Consider the following 18,335-nt stretch of genomic DNA (forward strand, 5'->3'; position numbering starts at 1 on the left):
TGAAAGGTTTGAACCATGCGTGTTCTGATTGCTGAACAGGATCACCCGCTCTACGCCCGGTTGCTGAGCGAAGCGGCCCCGGACCTCGAGGTGTTGACCAGCGGCGACTCGGCCGAACTCTCGCGCCTGGCCGCCGATTGCCCGGTGTGGCTCGGCCAGCCGGACCTGCTCGCCACCCTGTTGCGCCAGGGGCACCAGCCGCAGTGGCTGCAATCGACCTGGGCCGGCATCACGCCGCTGCTGGCCGACGGCCTGCCCCGCGACTATCGCTTGACCCGTGCGGTGGGGATTTTTGGCCAGGTCATGGCGGAATTTATCCTCACCTACATGCTCGGCCATGAACGCGAAGTCTTGGCGCGCCTGGTCAGCCAGGTCGAGCGCAAGTGGGACAACCGCATGGGCCAGAGCCTGGCGGGGCGCACGGTGCTGATCGTCGGCTGCGGTGATATCGGCCAGCGCGTGGCGCAGTTCCTCGTGCCGTTTGGCGTCAAGCTGTACGGCATCGCCAGCCAGGCGCGCGAGCAGGCGCCGTTTGTCGAAGTGGCCGCGCTCGATCAACTCGGCCGGCTGGTGGGCGAAGCGGACTACGTGATCAACCTGTTGCCCAACACGCCGAACACCCACGACCTGTACGACGCGGCGCTGTTCAAGCAATTCAAGCCGAGCGGGTTGTTTATCAACGTCGGCCGCGGCGTCGCGGTGGTTGATGCGGATCTGGTCGAAGCGTTGAAAGAAGGGCACCTGGCTGGCGCGGTGATCGACGTGTGCCGCCAGGAACCGTTGCCGCAGCGCCACCCGTTCTGGACCGCCTGGGGCCTGCTGCTGACCGGGCACAGCTCGGCGCCGACCTCGCCATCGATGATGGTGCAACTGTTTCTGGAAAACGTGCGCGCCTACCAGGCCAAGCAAGTGTTGCGCGGTGAAGTGGATTTCGAGCGCGGCTACTGACACCGCGTCGAACCACAGGTGGGGGCTGGCGAGCCAGCTCCCACGTCAGTCCTGGAGACTGAAATCGCCTTGCGAAACCAGCTCGCTCAACGGCTTGCGCGGGCTTGGGGTCTCACGGCCTTGCAGGTACTCGGGCAAGCTTGACTTGTCGCCCAGCTTGCCAATCGCGACCGCCGCATGCAGCGCATAACCCTCGGGAATCTTCAGCTCTTTGCGCGTCAGTGCCTGATCGAAGCCGGCCATGCCATGGCTGTGCCAGCCGCTGAGGCTGGCCTGCAGCGCGAGGTAGCCCCAGGCCGAACCGGTGTCGAAGGTGTGCCACAGCGCCGGGGTTTCTTCGCTGGCGCCGGGGGCGATGAAGTCGGTTTTCGAGGCGATGATCACCAGGGCCGACGCATGCTGCGCCCAGTTGCGGTTGAATTCGTTCAACAGGCCGAGGAAACGCTCCCAGTCCGGCGTGTCACGGCGCGCATAGAGAAAACGCCAGGGCTGCGAGTTGTAGGCCGATGGCGCCCAGCGCGCGGCTTCGAAAAAACTCAGCAGGGTTTCCTGCGGGATGCTCTCGCCGGTAAAGGCGCGGGGCGACCAGCGCTCAGTGAACTGGGGGTTGATCGGGTAATCGGCAGCGCGGGGGTTGGTGCTCATGGGCAGTTCCTGATCGTCAATTCGGCGCTCAAAGCTACTGCGCTCCCACTAGACTGACAAGTCTTGCAACACCGCCAGTCGTAAGCGCTTGGCCCCAGTGGCCTTGGGCACTAGACTGGCGGCCTTTTCACCCACCGATACCGATGTAGAACCATGGCCGCCAAAGTCGAACCTTTCTGGATACGCAAAACCCTTGAACACCTCGATCAGGAGGAGTGGGAGTCGTTGTGCGACGGCTGTGGCCTGTGCTGCCTGCAAAAGCTCGAGGATGAAGACGACAACAGCGTCTATTACACGCGCATCGCCTGCAAACTGCTCGACCTGAAAACCTGCCAGTGTACCGATTACCCCAACCGCCGCGCGTCGGTGCCCGACTGCATCCAGCTCACCCCGGGCCAAGCCGACCAGTTCAAGTGGTTGCCGCCCACCTGCGGTTACCGCCTGGTCAGCGAGCGCAAGGACTTGCCGCTGTGGCATCACCTGGTCTGCGGCGACCGTGACGCCGTGCATCACGAACGCATTTCCCAGTCCGGACGCATGCTCCGCGAAGGCAGCGTGCCCGAAGAAGACTGGGAGGATTACCTGATCTTCCGCGCTGGCTGAACAAGGAGCGAGTATGAAGGGCCTGACCCGGCTGGCGGCCAGCCTGGTGTTGCTGGCGCTGAGCACACCGGCGTGGTGCGCGAAGAAAGTCGACCTGGACTATCACGTCAAACTGCTGCCCCAGAGCGATCAGGCTGAGGTGCGCGTGAGTCTGTCCCAGGGTTCGGCGGTGCGCAGCCTGGATTTCGAGCTGGGTCGCGACGGTGACTACAGCGATTTCAAGGCCGATGGCCAATGGAAAGTCAGTGGCCATCGCGGCCTTTGGCAACCCAGCGCCGACAAGGCCAGCCTGACCTACCGTGTACGCCTCAGCCATGCGCGCAAGCCGGGTATCTATGAAACGCGCATGACGCCGGGTTGGGCGCTGTTTCGCGGGGAAGACCTGGTGCCGACCGCGCACCTCGACCAGCAGGACGGCGTCGAGCTGGTCTCGCGCCTGGTGTTCGAGCTGCCGACGGGCTGGAAAAGCGTCGAAACCGCCTGGCCGCGTATCGGCAAGCACACCTTCCGGATCAACAACGTCTCGCGCCTGTTCGACCGGCCCACCGGCTGGATGCTCGCCGGTAACCTCGGCAGCCGCCGTGTGCGCCTGGGCGAAACCGACGTCACCGTGACCTCGCCCAAGGGCCAGGCCATGCGCCGTATGGACGTGCTGACGTTGCTGACTTTCGTCTGGCCGCAGGTGGAAGCCGCGTTCCCGCGTCACCCCGCCAAGCTATTGATTGTCGGCGCCAGCGACCCGATGCGCCGTGGCGCCTTCTCGGCGCGCGACTCGGTCTACCTCAACAGCCGCACGCCGCTGGTCAGTGAAAACGGCAGCAGCCCGTTGATCCGCGAAGTGGTGCATGCCATCGGCCGCTTCAGTGACCATGATGCCAGCGACTGGATCAGCGAAGGCCTGGCGGAGTATTACGCGATCGAACTGCTGCGCCGTGGCGGCGGGATCACCGATGAGCGCTATGCGGCGATACAGGCGCGGTTGACCCGCGAAGGCAAGGACGTCACCAGCCTGCGTGGCGAGCACGTCAGCGGCGCAACCGTGGCGCGGGCAGTGGTGGTGATGCAGGAGCTGGATCGCGAGATCCGCGTGAAAACCCACAACAAGCGCTCGCTGGATGATCTTGCGCAAGTGGTGATGCGGGCGAACAGCGTCAGCACCCCAGAGTTTGTGCGACTGGCCCAGAGCATCATCGGCGAGTCGTCGGTGGTGCTGGACTCCAAGCTGTTGCGCTGACCCAGAATAAAGGTGGGAGCAAGCTGCCTCCCACATCTGGATCAGCAACAGGCAGAAGACTTGGCTCAGCCGGTGGTTTTTGTGGCCTCTTCGGCCCCCGCTTGCGCCTTGGTCTTCAGGTTCTTCAACTCGTCACCGGCCCGCTCGATTTTCGTGCGCAGGCTGTTCATTTCCTGGCGACCTTGTTCCAGCTTGTCCTTGAGCGAACTGTGCCCGGTAAACCCACGCGTCAGCGCCACGCCGCCAATCGCCACCTGGAGCAGCCCGAAAATCCCGCCACGGCGCAGGCCTTTGCCGACCATGATCACGCCGCCGGCCACCGAGCCGATGCGCTCCCAGCCGTGTACGTTCTGCGTGGGGCGGGCCTGGCGTGGGGTGGATTCAATGACAGGTCGCAGGGTTTTGCTGTCGCTCATGATCGGTCTCCAACAAGGGCTAGTGATACGCAACTGACTGTGTGCAGGCGCCGGATGTTCCCGGCAACTCAGTATTTGGGCCCCGAGCGGGTGTTATTGCCCTTGGCCAGGCGGTCGTAGAGCACCACGTTGACGGTGGCGGCGAGGTTCATGCAGCCGGTGGTCGGGATGTACACCACGTCTTCACACCAGTCGCGAATCTCTTTGTCGAGGGAGCCGTCCTCGGGGCCGAAGATGTACAGCGCGCGGTCGGGGTGGGTGTATTCGGGCAGCGGGCGGGCGCCGTCCACCAGTTCGACGGCGACCGGGATGCAGCCCAGCGGCAGGATTTTTCTCAGGTCATCGATGCCGATCAGCGGAATGTCGTGGTGGACCTTCTTGGTGTCGGTGATGAAATCCCGGGCGCGCTCGTAGCGTTTGCCGGTGTAGAACACCGAGGCCACGCCGTAGCAACCGGCGGCGCGCATCACCGAACCGACGTTTTCGGGGGATTTGGGGTTATACAGACCGATGCAGCTGTAGCGTTTATTGCCCACGGGGAAGGGTGCCTTGGAGAAAAGCGGCGATTATACGGGGATTGGTCGGGCTGTGGTCGCTATCGAGCGCTGCGCCGCTGGCACTGCTGCCTTCGCGAGTAAGCCCGCTCCCACATTGGTCCGTGTCCATGCTCTGGAATGCGGTCAAGGGTAGGAGCGGGCTTGCCCGCGAAGAGGGCGGGGCAGCCCGCGTGCAACTTCAGTCGTCTTTCTTCATCAACCCTGCCAACGCCGCGAACGGGTTGTGCGTGGCCTTGGCGATCGTCGGGCTGCTGGTGGAGCCTTCGCCGAAGTACTGCTGGTCGGTGTAGCGCGAGTGCTCGTTGTCGTGGCAGTACAGGCACAGCAACTCCCAGTTGGACCCATCCTGGGGATTGTCGTCATGGTTGTGGTTGCGGTGGTGTACGGTCAGTTCGCTCAGGCGCTTGCCGGCGAATTCACGGGCGCAGCGGCCGCACACGTGGGGGTACATTTTCAGGGCTTTGTCGCGGTAGCCCATTTCCCGGTCGCGCTGGGCATCGGCGAGGATGCGGTCGAGCTTGGCGGTGTGGGAGGGCGGGTTGGTCGAGCTCATCATGGCTCCTGTCTTCGGGTGGTTCACGGATAGGGTTGATTCTAGCCAATCGCGGCGCAATTAGCCCTTGAGCTTTTCCGCAATCCAGATGGTGTGCCGCGTGCCCTTGTTGCCATGGGCGAACACTTGCACTTCCTCGGCCTTGAAACCGGCCTTGCGCAGCTTGTCGCTGAACAGCTTGTCGGCGCTGGCCGACCACACCGCAAGTACGCCCTTGGGGCGCAGGGCCTTGGCGCAGGCGGCCAGGCCACCGGCGGAGTAGAGCCAACTGTTGGCTTTTTGCGTAAGGCCTTCGGGGCCGTTGTCCACGTCGAGCATGATCGCATCAAAGCCCTGGGGCTCGGCTTGCAGCACCTTGGCCACGTCTTCCATGCGGACCACGGTGCGCGGGTCAAGCAGCGGGCGCCCGGCCTTTTCGCCCAAAGGGCCACGGTTCCACTCCACGACACCGGGCACCAGTTCTGCCACCACCACTTCGGCGGTCTTGCCCAGGTGCTTGAGGGCCGACGCGAGGGTGAAACCCATGCCCAGCCCGCCGATCAATACCCGCGAACCGGGGCGGCCGGCGACTTTGCGACAAGGGATTTCTGCCAGCGCGTCTTCGGAGCCGTGCATGCGCGTGTTCATCAACTGGCCGCCGTCGCCGCCCTGGATCTTGATGACAAAGTCCTCGCCGTATTCGAACAGGCACAAGGCACCGCCGTTGTCGGGGATCGGGGTGGTGTCCAGCAGAACGAAACGTTTCATGGAGATCTCATTGGGAAGGGCATTCTTGCGCGGTTGGGAGTAGCCTTACGACATTCCGGTCAGGCCATGGAGCCATCGATGAAGTGCAGCATTCTAACGGTCATTGTGTTGGGCGCGCTCACATTGGGTGTGGCGCAGGCTCAGGAGTTGCAAACCGTACCGGTCGCGCCGGCGCCAACCCCAGGCGCGCCGGGCACCCCCACCCCGACGCTGTATCCGCAAGTCACCCCGCCGGCGGTGCCCAAGACGAACGGCTCGCCGCCGCTGGTGCCTATTGTGTTACCTGCGCCACCGAAGGACCAGACGGTCCCCGGCGTGCCACCGAACGACAGCAAGCCGAAGACACCCGGCGGTTAACCGCGTCGAGCGCTCCAGCGTTCAGCCAGGACCGCTAAACCAGCCCCAGCGCCTTGAACACAAATGCATATTCGAGCGCTACGTCACGTAATCCCTGGTAACGCCCGCTCATGCCGCCATGGCCGGCCCCCAGTTCGGTCTTGAGCAGCAGCAGGTTGTCGTCCGTCTTGGTGTCGCGCAGCTTGGCCACCCACTTGGCCGCTTCCCAGTACTGCACGCGGCTGTCGTTGTAGCCGGCGATCACCAGCAGGGCCGGGTAGGCCTGGGCGCGCACGTTCTCATACGGCGCATACGCCTTGATGCGCGCATAGACCTCGGGCTCCTGCGGGTTGCCCCACTCGTCGTACTCGGTGACGGTCAGCGGCAGGTCCGGGTCGAGCATGGTGTTGAGCACATCGACGAACGGCACTTCGGCAATCGCCGCCTGGAACAGTTCCGGACGCTGGTTGAGCACCGCGCCGATCAACAGGCCACCGGCACTGCCGCCGCTGATCACCATCTGTTTGGCGCAGGTCAAACCCTGTGCGATCAGGTGTTCGGCACAGGCGATAAAGTCGTTGAACGTGTTCTGCTTGTGTTCCTGTTTGCCATTGCGATACCAGGCTTCGCCCAGCTCGCCGCCGCCGCGCACATGCGCAATGGCAAACGCGACGCCACGGTCCAGCAGGCTCAGGCGCGCGTGGGAGAACCACGGATCGAGGCTCTGGCCGTAGGCGCCATAGCCGTAGAGGTACAGCGGCGTCGGTTTGCCGAGCTGGTCGCGCTTGACCACCAGGCTGATCGGCACCTGGGTGCCATCGGCGGAGGTTGCCCACAAACGCTGGCTGACGTAATCGTCGGCGTTGAAGACGCCGAGTACCGGGGTTTCCTTGAGCACCTGTTGCGCGCCGCTGGCCAGTTCCAGCTGGCGCACCTGGGTCGGACGGTTCAGGGCTTCGTAGCGCAGGCGGATCTTGTCGCTGGGGAATTCCAGGCTGTTTTGTACGTAGAGGCTGTAGGCAGCGTCAGGCAATTCCACACGATAGGTCGGTAGACCCTGGGGATGCACTTCGATGACCGGCAGGCCGCCGATGCGCAGGCTCAAGGTCATGGCGCCGGCATTCAGGCTCACGCCGTCGAGCATCACCTCATCGCTGTGGGGGATCAGGTTTTTCCAGTCGGCCTGGGTCGGCACGCGGCCGGTGTCGGCGGCGACGAACAGGGCGTAGTTGATGCCGTCGCGGTTGCTGCGGATGAACCAGGTCCACGCACCGTCGAGCTGGCCGTGGTCGACGTCGTACTCGTGGTCTTCGACCCGTGGCGCCAGGCAGGTGAAGTCCAGGTGCGGCTGGTCGGCGTCCAGCGCCCAGATTTCACTGGTGGTCTTGCTGCCCAGGGCCACCAGCAACTGGCGCTCGGAGCTGGAGCGGTAGCAGTGCAGGAAGAAACGCCCGTCGGTCTCGTGGAACACTTCCTGCGCGGCGGTGCCGTCCAGACGATAGCGGTAGAGTTTGTGCGGACGATGGGTGTCGTCCAGTTCGCCGAAAAACAGGGTCAGGCTGTCATTGGCCCAGGTCATGCTGCCGTCGCAGTTATCGAACGCCAGTTCGCTGACTTTGTCGGTGGCCAATTCCTTCACGTATAGGGTGTAGATCTCTTCGCCATTGGTATCGAGGCTGTAGGCCAGGCGCTGATGGTCGGGGCTGATGCTGAACGCACCGAGGGAGAAAAAGCCGCCGTTGGCCAGCACGTTGGGGTCGAGCAACAGCTCCTCGCTGCTGTCATCCACCTGGTTGCTGTCGTCGGCCGGGCGGCGGCAGCGGTAGTGGCGGGCGTATTCGTCGCCGGCGGTGGTGCGCGTGTAATACAGGTACGGGCCCCAGGGGGAGGGCAGCGACAGGTCGGTTTCGAGGATACGGCCCTTGATCTCTTCGAACAGGGTTTCACGCAGCGCCTGTTGCCCGGCGAGTTGGGCTTCCTGCCAGGCGTTTTCGGCTTTCAGGTAATCCATCACTTCTGCGCTGTCACGTACTTGCAGCCAGGCGTAGGGGTCCTGGCCTGGGGCCTTGCGGGCAATCGGGGCGGCAGTGATGGGGGTCGATGGCGGCATGGAGCACTCTCTGTCTGGCGGATGGTGGCAGGCATTGCAGCCGCGACACGCAAAAGCCGTTATCATAGCGGCCTGTTTGCCTACCTTGCCATGGACACCATGACCGAGAACGATTATCTGACCGCTTGGGGCCTTTACGCCTTCGCCGCTTTGGGCTGCCTGTTGGTGTGGTGGCGCATGACCCGCTGGATCTGGCGCTGGTTGCGCGAGCCACTGCAATTGCTGATGGCCGTGCTGCTGTTGAGCCCGACCATTGTCGACCCGGTCAAGACCCAGTTCGCGCCGGCCGTGGCGATTACTGCGCTGGACCTGGTGCTCAAGGTCGGCAATAACGCCTGGCGGGCCGTCTCCGACTTGTTCATGTACACGATGATCGCCTTTGGCGTGTACCTCGTGTTTGTGTTGATCCGCTGGCCCATCGAGCGCGCCGCCAATGCCCGCCGTGAGCGCAAGGCCGCCGCTGATGCCGCCTTGGCCGCCGAGCCCGAAGACGATGACGAGCCGTTCCGTCGCCCGGCGCCTGTGGGCGGTATGCGGGTCGAACCGCGCCTTTAACGTTGTCTGCCCTGCAGCGAGAGCCCTGGCATGTGTGAATTATTGGGCATGAGTGCCAACGTCCCCACCGATATCGTGTTCAGCTTTACCGGGCTGATGCAGCGCGGTGGGCGTACCGGCCCCCACCGCGACGGTTGGGGCATCGCGTTCTATGAAGGCCGTGGCCTGCGCCTGTTCCAGGACCCGGCCGCGAGCAGCGAATCGGAAGTCGCGCGGTTGGTGCAGCGTTATCCCATCAAAAGTGAAGTGGTGATTGGCCATATCCGTCAGGCCAACGTGGGCAAGGTGTGCCTGTCCAATACCCACCCGTTCGTGCGCGAGCTGTGGGGGCGTAACTGGTGCTTTGCGCACAACGGCCAATTGGCCGACTTCACCCCGCGCGCCACGTTTTACCGGCCGGTGGGCGACACCGACAGCGAAGCGGCGTTCTGCGACCTGCTCAACCGCGTCCGCGAGGCGTTCCCGGAGCCGGTGGAGATCGAACAGATGCTGCCGGACCTGATCGCCGCCTGCACCGAATACCGCAGCAAAGGCGTGTTCAACTGCCTGCTCAGCGACGGCGATTGGTTGTTCTGCTACTGCACGACCAAATTGGCCCAGATCACCCGGCGCGCTCCGTTCGGCCCGGCACGCTTGAAAGACGTCGACGTGATCGTCGATTTCCAGGCCGAAACCACGCCCAACGATGTGGTAACGGTGATCGCCACCGAACCCCTGACCGACAACGAAAACTGGACCCGCTACGAACCGGGCCAGTGGAGCCTGTGGCGGCGCGGTGAATGCGTCAGCCAGGGCATTACCGAGTAAGGAAGTCGACTATGTTGCTCAGCTATCTGCGGTTGGTGTTGTTTGCCATTGGCTTGTTGGTCGGTGTGCAAGTGCCGGGGTTCATCAATGACTATGCCAAGCGCGTCGAAGCCCACCTGATCGAGGCCCAGACCGGCCTGCGCGGCTTTGAATCCACCGCGCAACAGTTCTTCAACGGAGACTTGCAGGCCCTGGTCGCCCACTACCGCGCCAGCGACGACCCGGTGTTTCGCAGCGATGCCAACAGCCTCGGCACGTTGTTGGATCGTCAGTTGGCGCTGGACAAGCAATTCCAGGCCATGCAAGGCCCCTGGTACATTCGCGCATTGCAGGTAGCGGTGGCGGCCGACCCGGCGATTCGCCTGGAAACCTGGAACGGCTACAGCTACCAGATCCTGCTGACCCCCGAAGCCATGGGCTGGGGCCTGGGCGGGGCGATGTTGTTGTCGTTCGGCCTGGAGTGCCTGTTCCGCTTGATCGACTGGGTGGTGCTGGGCGGCAAGCGCCTGCGCCAGAGCCGGCCGATCGAAGAGCGTGATTTGAAAGGGCTGTAGAAAGGCCTGTAATGGTGGGAGGGGGCTTGCTCCCACCGTTTTAATCGCGTTCCTTCAACTTCATGGGGTCGACCTTTATGGGGTGGACACCGTCCCGGACACACGCCAAAAATCGCGCCGTTTCACGATAAGTGTCGCTGGGACGGTGGGATAAGTTGCGAGTCTTGTGTAAAAGATCCCACACTACAAAAAAACAAAGCCTACAGGAGCACTCAGCGTGAGCCGTCTGCTATTGAATTGCGACATCGGCGAAAGCTATGGCAACTGGAACCTGGGTCTGGACGCTGAGGTCATGCCGTTCATTGATTGCGCCAACGTGGCCTGCGGCTTCCATGCCGGCGACCCGAGCATCATGCGCAAGACCGTCGGCCTGGCGCTCAAGCATGGCGTGCTGGTCGGGGCGCACCCGGCGTATCAGGACCTGCAAGGTTTCGGCCGCCGTTCCATGGCCTACACGCCCGAAGAAATCCAAGACCTGTTGCACTACCAGATCGGCGCGCTCGACGGCATTTGCCGCGCCCAGGGCGGACGGGTCAGCTACGTCAAACCCCATGGCGCGATGTACAACGACATGATGGCCAACCCCGCGCAGTTGCGTGCGGTGATCCAGGCCGTTGCCGCTTACGGCGAACTGCCGCTGATGCTGCTGGCCACCCGCGACAACCGTGCGGCCCAGGCGCTGGGCGACGAATACGGTGTGATCCTGTGGTTCGAGGCGTTCGCCGACCGTGCCTACGACAACAAGGGGCACCTGGTTTCCCGCCAATTGCCCGGCGCGGTACACCACGATACCGAAGCCATCATCCAGCAATCCCTGACCATTTCCCGTGGCGAACCCTTGACCGCCAGCGATGGCAGCCCCTTGGTCCTGCGGGCCAATACCTTGTGTGTGCATGGCGATAACGCCAGTTCGGTGGCCTCCGTGCAGCGCATTCGCGAGGCGTTGAAGTGCCAGTGACGCCACGCCTATGGGAGATATCGGGTTACTTGGAAAGGAACCGCATGCCTTCTTCGAGCCCGCGCAAGGTCAGCGGATACATCTGGTCTTCGACCAACTCCCGCACGATCCCGGTCGACGCCGTATAGCCCCAGGTGTCCTTCGGATACGGGTTTATCCAGATCAGCTTCTTGTACTTGGCCATGAAGCGCTGCATCCACACATACCCCGGCTCCTCGTTCCAATGCTCGACGCTGCCGCCGGCCTGGGTGATTTCATACGGCGCCATCGAGGCATCGCCGATAAAGATCACTTTGTAATCGGCGCCATATTTGTGCAGCAGGTCTTGGGTGGAGGTGCGCTCCGACGTGCGGCGCTGGTTGTTCTTCCACACCGACTCGTACACGAAGTTGTGGAAGTAGAAGTATTCCAGGTGCTTGAACTCGGTCTTGCACGCGGAGAACAGTTCTTCGCAGATCTTCACATGGGCGTCCATCGAGCCGCCGATGTCGAACAGCAACAGCAGCTTGATGGTGTTGCGCCGTTCCGGGCGCATCTGGATATTCAGCAAGCCGGCATCGCGGGCGGTGTGGTCGATGGTGCCGTCGATGTCCAGCTCTTCCGCCGCACCCTGGCGCGCGAACTTGCGCAGGCGGCGCAGGGCGATCTTGATGTTGCGCGTGCCCAGTTCCACCTGATCGTCGAGGTTCTTGTACTCGCGCTGGTCCCAGACTTTCACCGCCTTGCCCTGGCGCTTGCCCGCATCGCCGACGCGGATGCCTTCCGGGTTGTAGCCGCCGGAGCCGAACGGGCTGGTGCCGCCGGTGCCGATCCACTTGTTGCCGCCGGCGTGGCGCTCTTTCTGTTCTTCCAGGCGTTTCTTGAACTCTTCGATCAACTTGTCCAGGCCGCCGAGGGACTGGATCTGCGCGCGTTCTTCGTCGCTCAGCGAACGTTCGAACTCCTTGCGCAGCCAGTCTTCGGGGATCAGCGCCTGCAGGTGGTCGTCGAGCTTTTCCAGACCGTTGAAATAGGCGCTGAAGGCGCGGTCGAACTTGTCGAAATGGCGTTCGTCCTTGACCAGGATCGCCCGGGCCAAGTAGTAGAACTCGTCCATGTCGGCGAAGATCACCCGCTGTTTCAGGGCGTTGATCAGGTCGAGCAGCTCGCGCACCGACACCGGCACCTTGGCTGCACGCATTTCATTGAACAGGTTGAGCAACATGGCAGGCGCCCTTATCGGTTACCGCGACGGCTCATGAACGCCAGGCGTTCGAGCAATTGCACGTCCTGCTCGTTCTTCACCAGCGCACCGGCCAGGGGCGGGATGGCCTTGGTCGGGTCGCGTTCGCGCAGTACCGCTTCGCCGATATTGTCGGCCATCAGCAGCTTGAGCCAGTCGACCAGTTCGGAGGTGGAGGGCTTTTTCTTCAGGCCCGGCACTTTGCGCACGTCGAAGAACACGTCCAGCGCTTCGCTGACCAGGTCTTTCTTGATGTCGGGGTAATGCACATCGACGATCTTCTGCAGGGTGGCGCGGTCGGGGAAGGCGATGTAATGGAAGAAGCAGCGGCGCAGGAACGCATCCGGCAGCTCTTTTTCATTGTTGGAGGTAATGATGATGATCGGGCGTTTCTTGGCCTTGATGGTCTCGTCGATTTCGTAGACGTAGAACTCCATCTTGTCGAGTTCTTGCAGCAGGTCGTTGGGGAACTCGATGTCGGCCTTGTCGATTTCGTCGATCAGCAGGATCACCCGTTCCTCGGCCTCGAAGGCTTCCCAGAGCTTGCCCTTCTTCAGGTAGTTGCGCACGTCATGCACCTTGTCCACGCCCAGCTGCGAGTCGCGCAGGCGGCTGACCGCATCGTACTCGTACAGGCCCTGGTGGGCCTTGGTGGTGGACTTGATGTGCCAGGTGATCAGCTTGGCGCCGAAGGATTCGGCCAACTGCTCGGCGAGCATGGTCTTGCCGGTGCCCGGCTCGCCCTTGACCAGCAGCGGCCGCTCCAGGGTGATGGCCGCGTTGACGGCCAGTTTCAGGTCATCGGTGGCAACGTAGGCCTGGGTGCCTTCGAACTTCATCGGTCATTCCTCGAATTCATCAATGCCCGACTATACCGTGCGGCCCCGGCGACTGTGAACGCAGACGGGTTATTCAGTCTCTGAATGACCAGTCACGCGTGCGCTCAGTCGATCGAAGGCGTGGTCGTTCCCGGGGCTGTTCTGCGGGCTTGTAGGAAATTGACTATTGCGATGTCTCCGACGTTCCGCTGACTGGACGCTTTGGAAGACGAGGCATACCCTTGGGGCTTTCTTCAAGCCGCCTCAAGGACCCGTCATGAGCCGCATTTTTGCAGACAACGCGCACTCCATCGGTAACACGCCTCTGGTTCAGATCAACCGCATCGCACCGCGTGGCGTGACCATCCTGGCCAAGATCGAAGGGCGTAACCCGGGTTATTCGGTGAAGTGTCGCATTGGCGCGAACATGATCTGGGACGCGGAAAGCACCGGCAAACTCAAGCCGGGCATGACCATTGTCGAACCGACCTCGGGCAACACCGGTATCGGCTTGGCGTTCGTCGCCGCGGCCCGTGGCTACAAACTGGTGCTGACCATGCCTGCGTCGATGAGCATCGAGCGCCGCAAAGTGCTCAAGGCCCTGGGCGCCGAGCTGGTGCTGACCGAACCGGCCAAGGGCATGAAGGGCGCAATCGACAAAGCCGCGGAAATCCTCGCCAGCGACCCGGCCACCTACTACATGCCGGCGCAGTTCGAAAACCCGGCCAACCCGGCGATCCACGAAAAAACCACCGGCCCGGAAATCTGGAACGACACCGACGGCGCCGTCGACGTGTTGGTGGCGGGCGTGGGCACCGGCGGCACCATTACCGGGGTGTCGCGCTATATCAAGAACACTGCGGGCAAGCCGATTCTGTCGGTGGCCGTCGAGCCGATCGTCTCGCCGGTGATCACCCAGGCGCTGGCCGGTGAAGAGATCAAGCCGAGCCCGCACAAGATCCAGGGCATCGGCGCCGGGTTCGTGCCGAAGAACCTCGACCTGTCGATGGTCGACCGCGTGGAACTGGTGAGCGACGACGAATCCAAGGCCATGGCCCTGCGCCTGATGCGGGAAGAGGGGATTCTGTGCGGGATCTCCTGCGGCGCGGCGATGGCGGTCGCCGTGCGCCTGGCCGAGAAGCCGGAGATGCAGGGCAAGACCATCGTGGTGATCCTGCCGGACTCCGGCGAGCGCTACCTGTCGAGCATGCTGTTCAGTGATTTGTTTACCGATCAAGAAAACCAGGCTTGATGCAAATCAGCGTGAGAGCGGGGGCCTTATGCATAATTGGCCTACCCTCGCGCCGTTTTAAACGCTGATTGTTGGACTGCGCGGGTTTTTCCCGAGGTCCGGAGTGTTTATCATGGCCGGCTGCTACGCCTGGTTTCCCCTCGACGGGAGGTTGTTGGCCAGGCGCTTATTTCCAGGAGTTGCTGCATGACCTTTTCTTTGGCCGCCAAACTGTCGGTGTTGCTGGTGTTTATCGGCAGCACGCTGTACGTACACCTGCGCGGCAAGGCCCGTTTGCCGATGTTGCGCCAGTTCGTCAACCACTCGGCGCTGTTTGCCCCGTATAACGCCTTGATGTACCTGTTCTCGGCCGTGCCGTCCAAGCCGTACCTGGACCGCAGCAAGTTCCCGGAACTGGACGTGCTCAAGGACAACTGGGAAGTGATCCGCGAAGAGGCCATGCACCTGTTCGACGAGGGTTACATCCGCGCCGCCGAAAAGAATAACGACGCCGGCTTCGGCTCGTTCTTCAAGAAGGGCTGGAAGCGTTTCTACCTCAAGTGGTACGACAAACCGCTGCCCTCGGCCGAGGCCCTGTGCCCGAAAACCGTGGCCCTGGTCAGCAGCATCCCCAACGTCAAGGGCGCGATGTTCGCGCTGTTGCCGGGCGGCAGTCACCTCAACCCGCACCGCGACCCGTTTGCCGGTTCCCTGCGTTATCACCTGGGCCTGTCCACGCCGAACTCTGACGACTGCCGCATTTTCGTCGACGGCCAGGAATACGCCTGGCGCGACGGTGAAGACGTGATGTTCGACGAGACCTACGTACACTGGGTGAAGAACGAGACGGAAAAGACCCGCGTGATCCTGTTCTGCGACATCGAGCGCCCGCTGAGCAATCCGCTGATGACCCGCATCAACCGCTGGGTCAGCGCGCAACTGGGCCGCGCCACCGCGCCGCAGAACCTGGACGACGAACGCGTCGGCGGCATCAACCAGGCTTATGCCTGGAGCAAGTCGTTCAGCGACAAGATCAGCAGCGTGGTCAAGCAGTGGAAGCGCAAGCATCCCAAGGCCTACCGCATTGCGCGGCCGGTGCTGGCGGTTGTCGTCTTGGTACTGCTGTGGAAGTGGCTCTTCGGCTGACTTGAAGTTTTAAATGCGGTCAAAACTGTGGGAGGGGGCTTGCCCCCGATGGCGGTGTGTCAGTCATCAGATGTATCGACTGATCCACCGCCATCGGGGGCAAGCCCCTCCCACATTTGGCCTTCAGCGACCTTTAGCTGGCGATCAACTGGCGCAGCACATAGTGCAGGATGCCGCCCGCTTTGAAGTATTCCACTTCATTGAGGGTGTCGATCCGGCACAGCACGTCGATCTTCTCGCTGCTGCCATCCTCGCGGGTAATCACCAGGGTCAGGTTCATGCGCGGCACGAGCTGCGCGTCGCTGAGGCCCAGGATGTCGATCTTCTCCTTACCGGTGAGTTTGAGCGCCTTGCGGTTCTGGTCCAGCTTGAACTGCAACGGCAGCACGCCCATGCCCACCAGGTTGGAACGGTGAATGCGCTCGAAGCTTTCGGCGATCACTGCCTTGACCCCTAGCAGATTAGTACCCTTGGCCGCCCAGTCGCGGCTCGAGCCGGTGCCGTATTCCTGGCCGGCGATCACCACCAGCGGTGTGCCGGCGGCCTGGTACTTCATGGCGGCGTCGTAGATCGGCATTTTCTCGCCGGTGGGCACATACAGCGTGTTGCCGCCTTCCTCGCCGCCGAGCATTTCATTGCGGATACGGATATTGGCGAAGGTGCCGCGCATCATCACTTCATGGTTGCCGCGGCGTGAGCCGTAGGAGTTGAAGTCGCGCGGTTCCACGCCTTGTTCGCGCAGGTAATGGCCGGCCGGGCTGTCGGCCTTGATGTTGCCGGCGGGGGAGATGTGATCGGTGGTCACCGAATCGCCCAGCAGGGCCAGGACGTTGGCGCCGTGGATGTCCTTGATCACTGGCAGCGGCCCGGCGATGTCGTCGAAGAACGGCGGATGCTGGATGTAGGTGGAATCCTTCTGCCACACGTAGGTTGCGGCCTGCGGCACTTCGATGGCTTGCCACTGTGCGTCGCCGGCGAACACCTCGGCGTATTCCTTGTGGAACATACCGGTGCTGACCTGGGCGACCGCGTCGGCAATCTCCTGGCTGCTTGGCCAGATGTCCTTGAGGTAGACCGGATTGCCGTGTTGATCGTTGCCCAACGGTTCGCGGCTGATATCGATGCGTACCGTACCGGCCAACGCATATGCCACCACCAGCGGCGGCGAGGCCAGCCAGTTGGTTTTCACCAGCGGGTGGACGCGGCCTTCGAAGTTGCGGTTGCCGGACAGCACCGACGCCACGGCCAGGTCGGCTTTCTGGATGGCCTTTTCAATTGGCTCGGGCAACGGGCCGGAGTTGCCGATGCAGGTGGTGCAGCCATAACCCACCAGGTCAAAACCGAGCTTGTCCAGGTATTGGGTGAGGCCGGCCGCCTTGTAGTAGTCGGTGACCACTTTGGAGCCGGGGGCCAGGGAGGTTTTTACCCAGGGTTTGCGGGTCAGGCCTTTTTCCACGGCCTTTTTCGCCACCAGCCCGGCGGCCATCATCACGCTGGGGTTGGAGGTGTTGGTGCAGGAGGTGATCGCGGCGATCACCACGGCGCCATTTTTCAGACGATAGGTCTGGCCGTCGTACTCGTAATCGGTTTCGCCCACCAGATCGGCATTGCCCACGGCCACACCGCCGCCGCCTTCGCTTTCCAGGCGGCCTTCTTCCTTGTTGGTCGGTTTGAATTGCAGGTCGAGGAAGTCACTGAACGCCTGGCCGACATTCGGCAGCGACACGCGGTCCTGCGGGCGTTTCGGCCCGGCGAGGCTGGCTTCGACGCTGCCCATGTCCAGGGCCAGGCTGTCGGTGAACACCGGCTCCTGGCCGGCGTTGCGCCACAGGCCTTGGGCCTTGGTGTAGGCCTCGACCAGTTTGACGGTCTGCGCCGGGCGACCGGACAGGCGCAGGTAGTCCAGGGTCACCTCATCCACCGGGAAAAAGCCGCAGGTGGCGCCGTATTCCGGGGCCATGTTGGCGATGGTGGCGCGGTCAGCCAGGGGCAGGTCGGCCAGGCCGTCGCCGTAGAACTCGACGAATTTGCCGACCACGCCTTTCTTGCGCAGCATCTGGGTGACGGTCAGCACCAGGTCGGTGGCGGTGATGCCTTCTTTCAATTTGCCGGTGAGCTTGAAGCCGATCACTTCCGGAATCAGCATCGACACCGGCTGGCCGAGCATCGCCGCTTCCGCTTCGATCCCGCCCACGCCCCAGCCGAGCACGCCGAGGCCGTTGATCATGGTGGTGTGGGAATCGGTGCCGACCAGGGTGTCGGGGAAGGCGTAGGTGCGGCCGTCTTCGTCCTTGGTCCACACGGTGCGGCCGAGGTATTCGAGGTTGACCTGGTGACAGATGCCGGTGCCCGGCGGCACCACGCTGAAGTTGTCGAAGGCGCTCTGGCCCCAGCGCAGGAAGGCGTAGCGTTCGCCGTTGCGCTGCATTTCGATGTCGACGTTTTGCCCGAACGCGGCGGTGGTGCCGAACTTGTCGACCATCACCGAGTGGTCGATCACCAGGTCCACCGGCGACAGCGGGTTGATGCGCTGCGGGTCGCCACCGGCCTTGGCCACGGCGGCGCGCATGGCGGCCAGGTCGACCACGGCGGGCACCCCGGTAAAGTCTTGCATCAGCACGCGGGCCGGGCGGTACTGGATCTCGCGGTCGGACTGGCGCTCTTTGAGCCAGGCGGCGATGGCCTTGAGGTCGGCGCCGGTGACGGTTTTGTTGTCTTCCCAGCGCAGCAGGTTTTCCAGCAGCACCTTGAGGGACATCGGCAGCTTATCCAGGTCACCCAGGCGCTTGGCGGCTTCGGGCAAGCTGAAATAGTGATAAGTCTTGTCGTCGATTTGCAGGGTTTTAAGGGTTCTCAGGCTATCAAGGGATGACATTACATGACTCCTTATGGTCC

At 62.8% G+C, this 18,335-nt stretch carries 19 protein-coding genes; 10 read left to right on the forward strand and 9 right to left on the reverse strand.

Features of this window, described 5'->3' with window-relative positions; all coding sequences use genetic code 11:
• Positions 1-15 precede the first annotated feature (15 nt).
• Positions 16-948 (forward strand): D-2-hydroxyacid dehydrogenase, encoded by a 933-nt coding sequence (locus RGV59_RS13480; protein ID WP_017848745.1) that lies wholly within the window; start codon positions 16-18, stop codon positions 946-948.
• Positions 949-993: 45 nt separating this feature from the next.
• Here RGV59_RS13480 and RGV59_RS13485 read toward each other — a convergent pair whose 3' ends face one another.
• Entirely contained in the window at positions 994-1,593 is a 600-nt protein-coding gene (locus RGV59_RS13485; RefSeq protein ID WP_046490398.1) for a nitroreductase family protein, read from the reverse strand.
• Between the two features lie 153 nt (positions 1,594-1,746).
• Between RGV59_RS13485 and RGV59_RS13490 the strand changes: the two genes are divergently transcribed.
• Both RGV59_RS13490 and RGV59_RS13495 read left to right on the forward strand, forming a co-directional pair.
• On the forward strand, positions 1,747-2,196 hold the full coding sequence (locus RGV59_RS13490) for a YcgN family cysteine cluster protein (RefSeq protein ID WP_017848747.1): 450 nt from the start codon (positions 1,747-1,749) through the stop codon (positions 2,194-2,196).
• 13 nt (positions 2,197-2,209) lie between these two features.
• Entirely contained in the window at positions 2,210-3,430 is a 1,221-nt protein-coding gene (locus RGV59_RS13495) for a hypothetical protein (protein WP_046490400.1), read from the forward strand.
• Positions 3,431-3,495: 65 nt separating this feature from the next.
• Here the strand turns inward: RGV59_RS13495 and RGV59_RS13500 are convergent, their stop codons facing one another.
• From RGV59_RS13500 to RGV59_RS13515, 4 genes are all read right to left on the reverse strand, one after another.
• Complete coding sequence (locus RGV59_RS13500; protein ID WP_126586404.1) at positions 3,496-3,846, reverse strand: DUF2892 domain-containing protein; 351 nt, start codon at positions 3,844-3,846, stop codon at positions 3,496-3,498.
• Between the two features lie 68 nt (positions 3,847-3,914).
• Positions 3,915-4,382, reverse strand: coding sequence for an RNA methyltransferase (locus tag RGV59_RS13505; protein ID WP_017848750.1), 468 nt, complete (start codon positions 4,380-4,382; stop codon positions 3,915-3,917).
• Between the two features lie 199 nt (positions 4,383-4,581).
• Entirely contained in the window at positions 4,582-4,956 is a 375-nt protein-coding gene (locus RGV59_RS13510) for a YajD family HNH nuclease (protein WP_003210675.1), read from the reverse strand.
• Between the two features lie 60 nt (positions 4,957-5,016).
• Complete coding sequence (locus tag RGV59_RS13515; protein ID WP_017848751.1) at positions 5,017-5,703, reverse strand: spermidine synthase; 687 nt, start codon at positions 5,701-5,703, stop codon at positions 5,017-5,019.
• Between the two features lie 78 nt (positions 5,704-5,781).
• Between RGV59_RS13515 and RGV59_RS13520 the strand changes: the two genes are divergently transcribed.
• Positions 5,782-6,060, forward strand: a complete 279-nt coding sequence (locus RGV59_RS13520; RefSeq protein ID WP_017848752.1) for a hypothetical protein — start codon at positions 5,782-5,784, stop codon at positions 6,058-6,060.
• Between the two features lie 34 nt (positions 6,061-6,094).
• On the opposite strand, the gene RGV59_RS13525 is transcribed toward RGV59_RS13520, so the two are convergent.
• On the reverse strand, positions 6,095-8,149 hold the full coding sequence (locus RGV59_RS13525; RefSeq protein ID WP_126586402.1) for a S9 family peptidase: 2,055 nt from the start codon (positions 8,147-8,149) through the stop codon (positions 6,095-6,097).
• Positions 8,150-8,170: 21 nt separating this feature from the next.
• Between RGV59_RS13525 and RGV59_RS13530 the strand changes: the two genes are divergently transcribed.
• From RGV59_RS13530 to RGV59_RS13545, 4 genes are all read left to right on the forward strand, one after another.
• Positions 8,171-8,704 carry a hypothetical protein gene (locus tag RGV59_RS13530; protein ID WP_017848754.1) on the forward strand — a complete coding sequence of 178 codons (534 nt, stop codon included), beginning with the start codon at positions 8,171-8,173 and terminating at the stop codon, positions 8,702-8,704.
• 30 nt (positions 8,705-8,734) lie between these two features.
• The gene (locus RGV59_RS13535; RefSeq protein ID WP_026140241.1) at positions 8,735-9,511 is read left to right on the forward strand and encodes a class II glutamine amidotransferase; all 777 of its coding nucleotides are present in this window, start codon (positions 8,735-8,737) and stop codon (positions 9,509-9,511) included.
• 11 nt (positions 9,512-9,522) lie between these two features.
• Positions 9,523-10,065 (forward strand): DUF2937 family protein, encoded by a 543-nt coding sequence (locus RGV59_RS13540; RefSeq protein ID WP_017848756.1) that lies wholly within the window; start codon positions 9,523-9,525, stop codon positions 10,063-10,065.
• Between the two features lie 217 nt (positions 10,066-10,282).
• Complete coding sequence (locus tag RGV59_RS13545; RefSeq protein WP_017848757.1) at positions 10,283-11,023, forward strand: 5-oxoprolinase subunit PxpA; 741 nt, start codon at positions 10,283-10,285, stop codon at positions 11,021-11,023.
• A 25-nt stretch (positions 11,024-11,048) separates the two neighbouring features.
• On the opposite strand, the gene RGV59_RS13550 is transcribed toward RGV59_RS13545, so the two are convergent.
• A complete protein-coding gene (locus RGV59_RS13550; RefSeq protein WP_046384330.1) occupies positions 11,049-12,227 on the reverse strand; it encodes a vWA domain-containing protein in 1,179 nt (392 codons plus the stop codon).
• Between the two features lie 11 nt (positions 12,228-12,238).
• A complete protein-coding gene (locus RGV59_RS13555) occupies positions 12,239-13,084 on the reverse strand; it encodes an AAA family ATPase (protein WP_017848759.1) in 846 nt (281 codons plus the stop codon).
• 256 nt (positions 13,085-13,340) lie between these two features.
• Here RGV59_RS13555 and cysK point away from each other — a divergent pair, with 256 nt between their 5' ends.
• Positions 13,341-14,315 carry a cysteine synthase A gene (cysK, locus tag RGV59_RS13560; RefSeq protein ID WP_017848760.1) on the forward strand — a complete coding sequence of 325 codons (975 nt, stop codon included), beginning with the start codon at positions 13,341-13,343 and terminating at the stop codon, positions 14,313-14,315.
• Positions 14,316-14,501: 186 nt separating this feature from the next.
• A complete protein-coding gene (locus RGV59_RS13565) occupies positions 14,502-15,440 on the forward strand; it encodes an aspartyl/asparaginyl beta-hydroxylase domain-containing protein (RefSeq protein WP_017848761.1) in 939 nt (312 codons plus the stop codon).
• A 133-nt stretch (positions 15,441-15,573) separates the two neighbouring features.
• Here RGV59_RS13565 and acnA read toward each other — a convergent pair whose 3' ends face one another.
• Complete coding sequence (gene acnA, locus RGV59_RS13570; RefSeq protein WP_017848762.1) at positions 15,574-18,315, reverse strand: aconitate hydratase AcnA; 2,742 nt, start codon at positions 18,313-18,315, stop codon at positions 15,574-15,576.
• Positions 18,316-18,335 lie beyond the last annotated feature (20 nt).

Origin of the sequence: Pseudomonas sp. FG1, assembly GCF_034313875.1 — a bacterium.
Lineage (GTDB): Bacteria > Pseudomonadota > Gammaproteobacteria > Pseudomonadales > Pseudomonadaceae > Aquipseudomonas > Aquipseudomonas veronii.

Excerpts from the sequence above, each read along its gene's own strand:
- RGV59_RS13480 (WP_017848745.1), top strand. The coding sequence starts at position 16 with ATGCGTGTTCTGATTGCTGAACAGGATCACCCGCTCTACGCCCGGTTG.
- RGV59_RS13485 (WP_046490398.1), bottom strand. The coding sequence starts at position 1,593 with ATGAGCACCAACCCCCGCGCTGCCGATTACCCGATCAACCCCCAGTTC.
- RGV59_RS13490 (WP_017848747.1), top strand. The coding sequence starts at position 1,747 with ATGGCCGCCAAAGTCGAACCTTTCTGGATACGCAAAACCCTTGAACAC.
- RGV59_RS13495 (WP_046490400.1), top strand. The coding sequence starts at position 2,210 with ATGAAGGGCCTGACCCGGCTGGCGGCCAGCCTGGTGTTGCTGGCGCTG.
- RGV59_RS13500 (WP_126586404.1), bottom strand. The coding sequence starts at position 3,846 with ATGAGCGACAGCAAAACCCTGCGACCTGTCATTGAATCCACCCCACGC.
- RGV59_RS13510 (WP_003210675.1), bottom strand. The coding sequence starts at position 4,956 with ATGAGCTCGACCAACCCGCCCTCCCACACCGCCAAGCTCGACCGCATC.
- RGV59_RS13515 (WP_017848751.1), bottom strand. The coding sequence starts at position 5,703 with ATGAAACGTTTCGTTCTGCTGGACACCACCCCGATCCCCGACAACGGC.
- RGV59_RS13520 (WP_017848752.1), top strand. The coding sequence starts at position 5,782 with ATGAAGTGCAGCATTCTAACGGTCATTGTGTTGGGCGCGCTCACATTG.
- RGV59_RS13525 (WP_126586402.1), bottom strand. The coding sequence starts at position 8,149 with ATGCCGCCATCGACCCCCATCACTGCCGCCCCGATTGCCCGCAAGGCC.
- RGV59_RS13530 (WP_017848754.1), top strand. The coding sequence starts at position 8,171 with ATGGTGGCAGGCATTGCAGCCGCGACACGCAAAAGCCGTTATCATAGC.
- RGV59_RS13535 (WP_026140241.1), top strand. The coding sequence starts at position 8,735 with ATGTGTGAATTATTGGGCATGAGTGCCAACGTCCCCACCGATATCGTG.
- RGV59_RS13540 (WP_017848756.1), top strand. The coding sequence starts at position 9,523 with ATGTTGCTCAGCTATCTGCGGTTGGTGTTGTTTGCCATTGGCTTGTTG.
- RGV59_RS13550 (WP_046384330.1), bottom strand. The coding sequence starts at position 12,227 with ATGTTGCTCAACCTGTTCAATGAAATGCGTGCAGCCAAGGTGCCGGTG.
- RGV59_RS13555 (WP_017848759.1), bottom strand. The coding sequence starts at position 13,084 with ATGAAGTTCGAAGGCACCCAGGCCTACGTTGCCACCGATGACCTGAAA.
- cysK (WP_017848760.1), top strand. The coding sequence starts at position 13,341 with ATGAGCCGCATTTTTGCAGACAACGCGCACTCCATCGGTAACACGCCT.
- RGV59_RS13565 (WP_017848761.1), top strand. The coding sequence starts at position 14,502 with ATGACCTTTTCTTTGGCCGCCAAACTGTCGGTGTTGCTGGTGTTTATC.
- acnA (WP_017848762.1), bottom strand. The coding sequence starts at position 18,315 with ATGTCATCCCTTGATAGCCTGAGAACCCTTAAAACCCTGCAAATCGAC.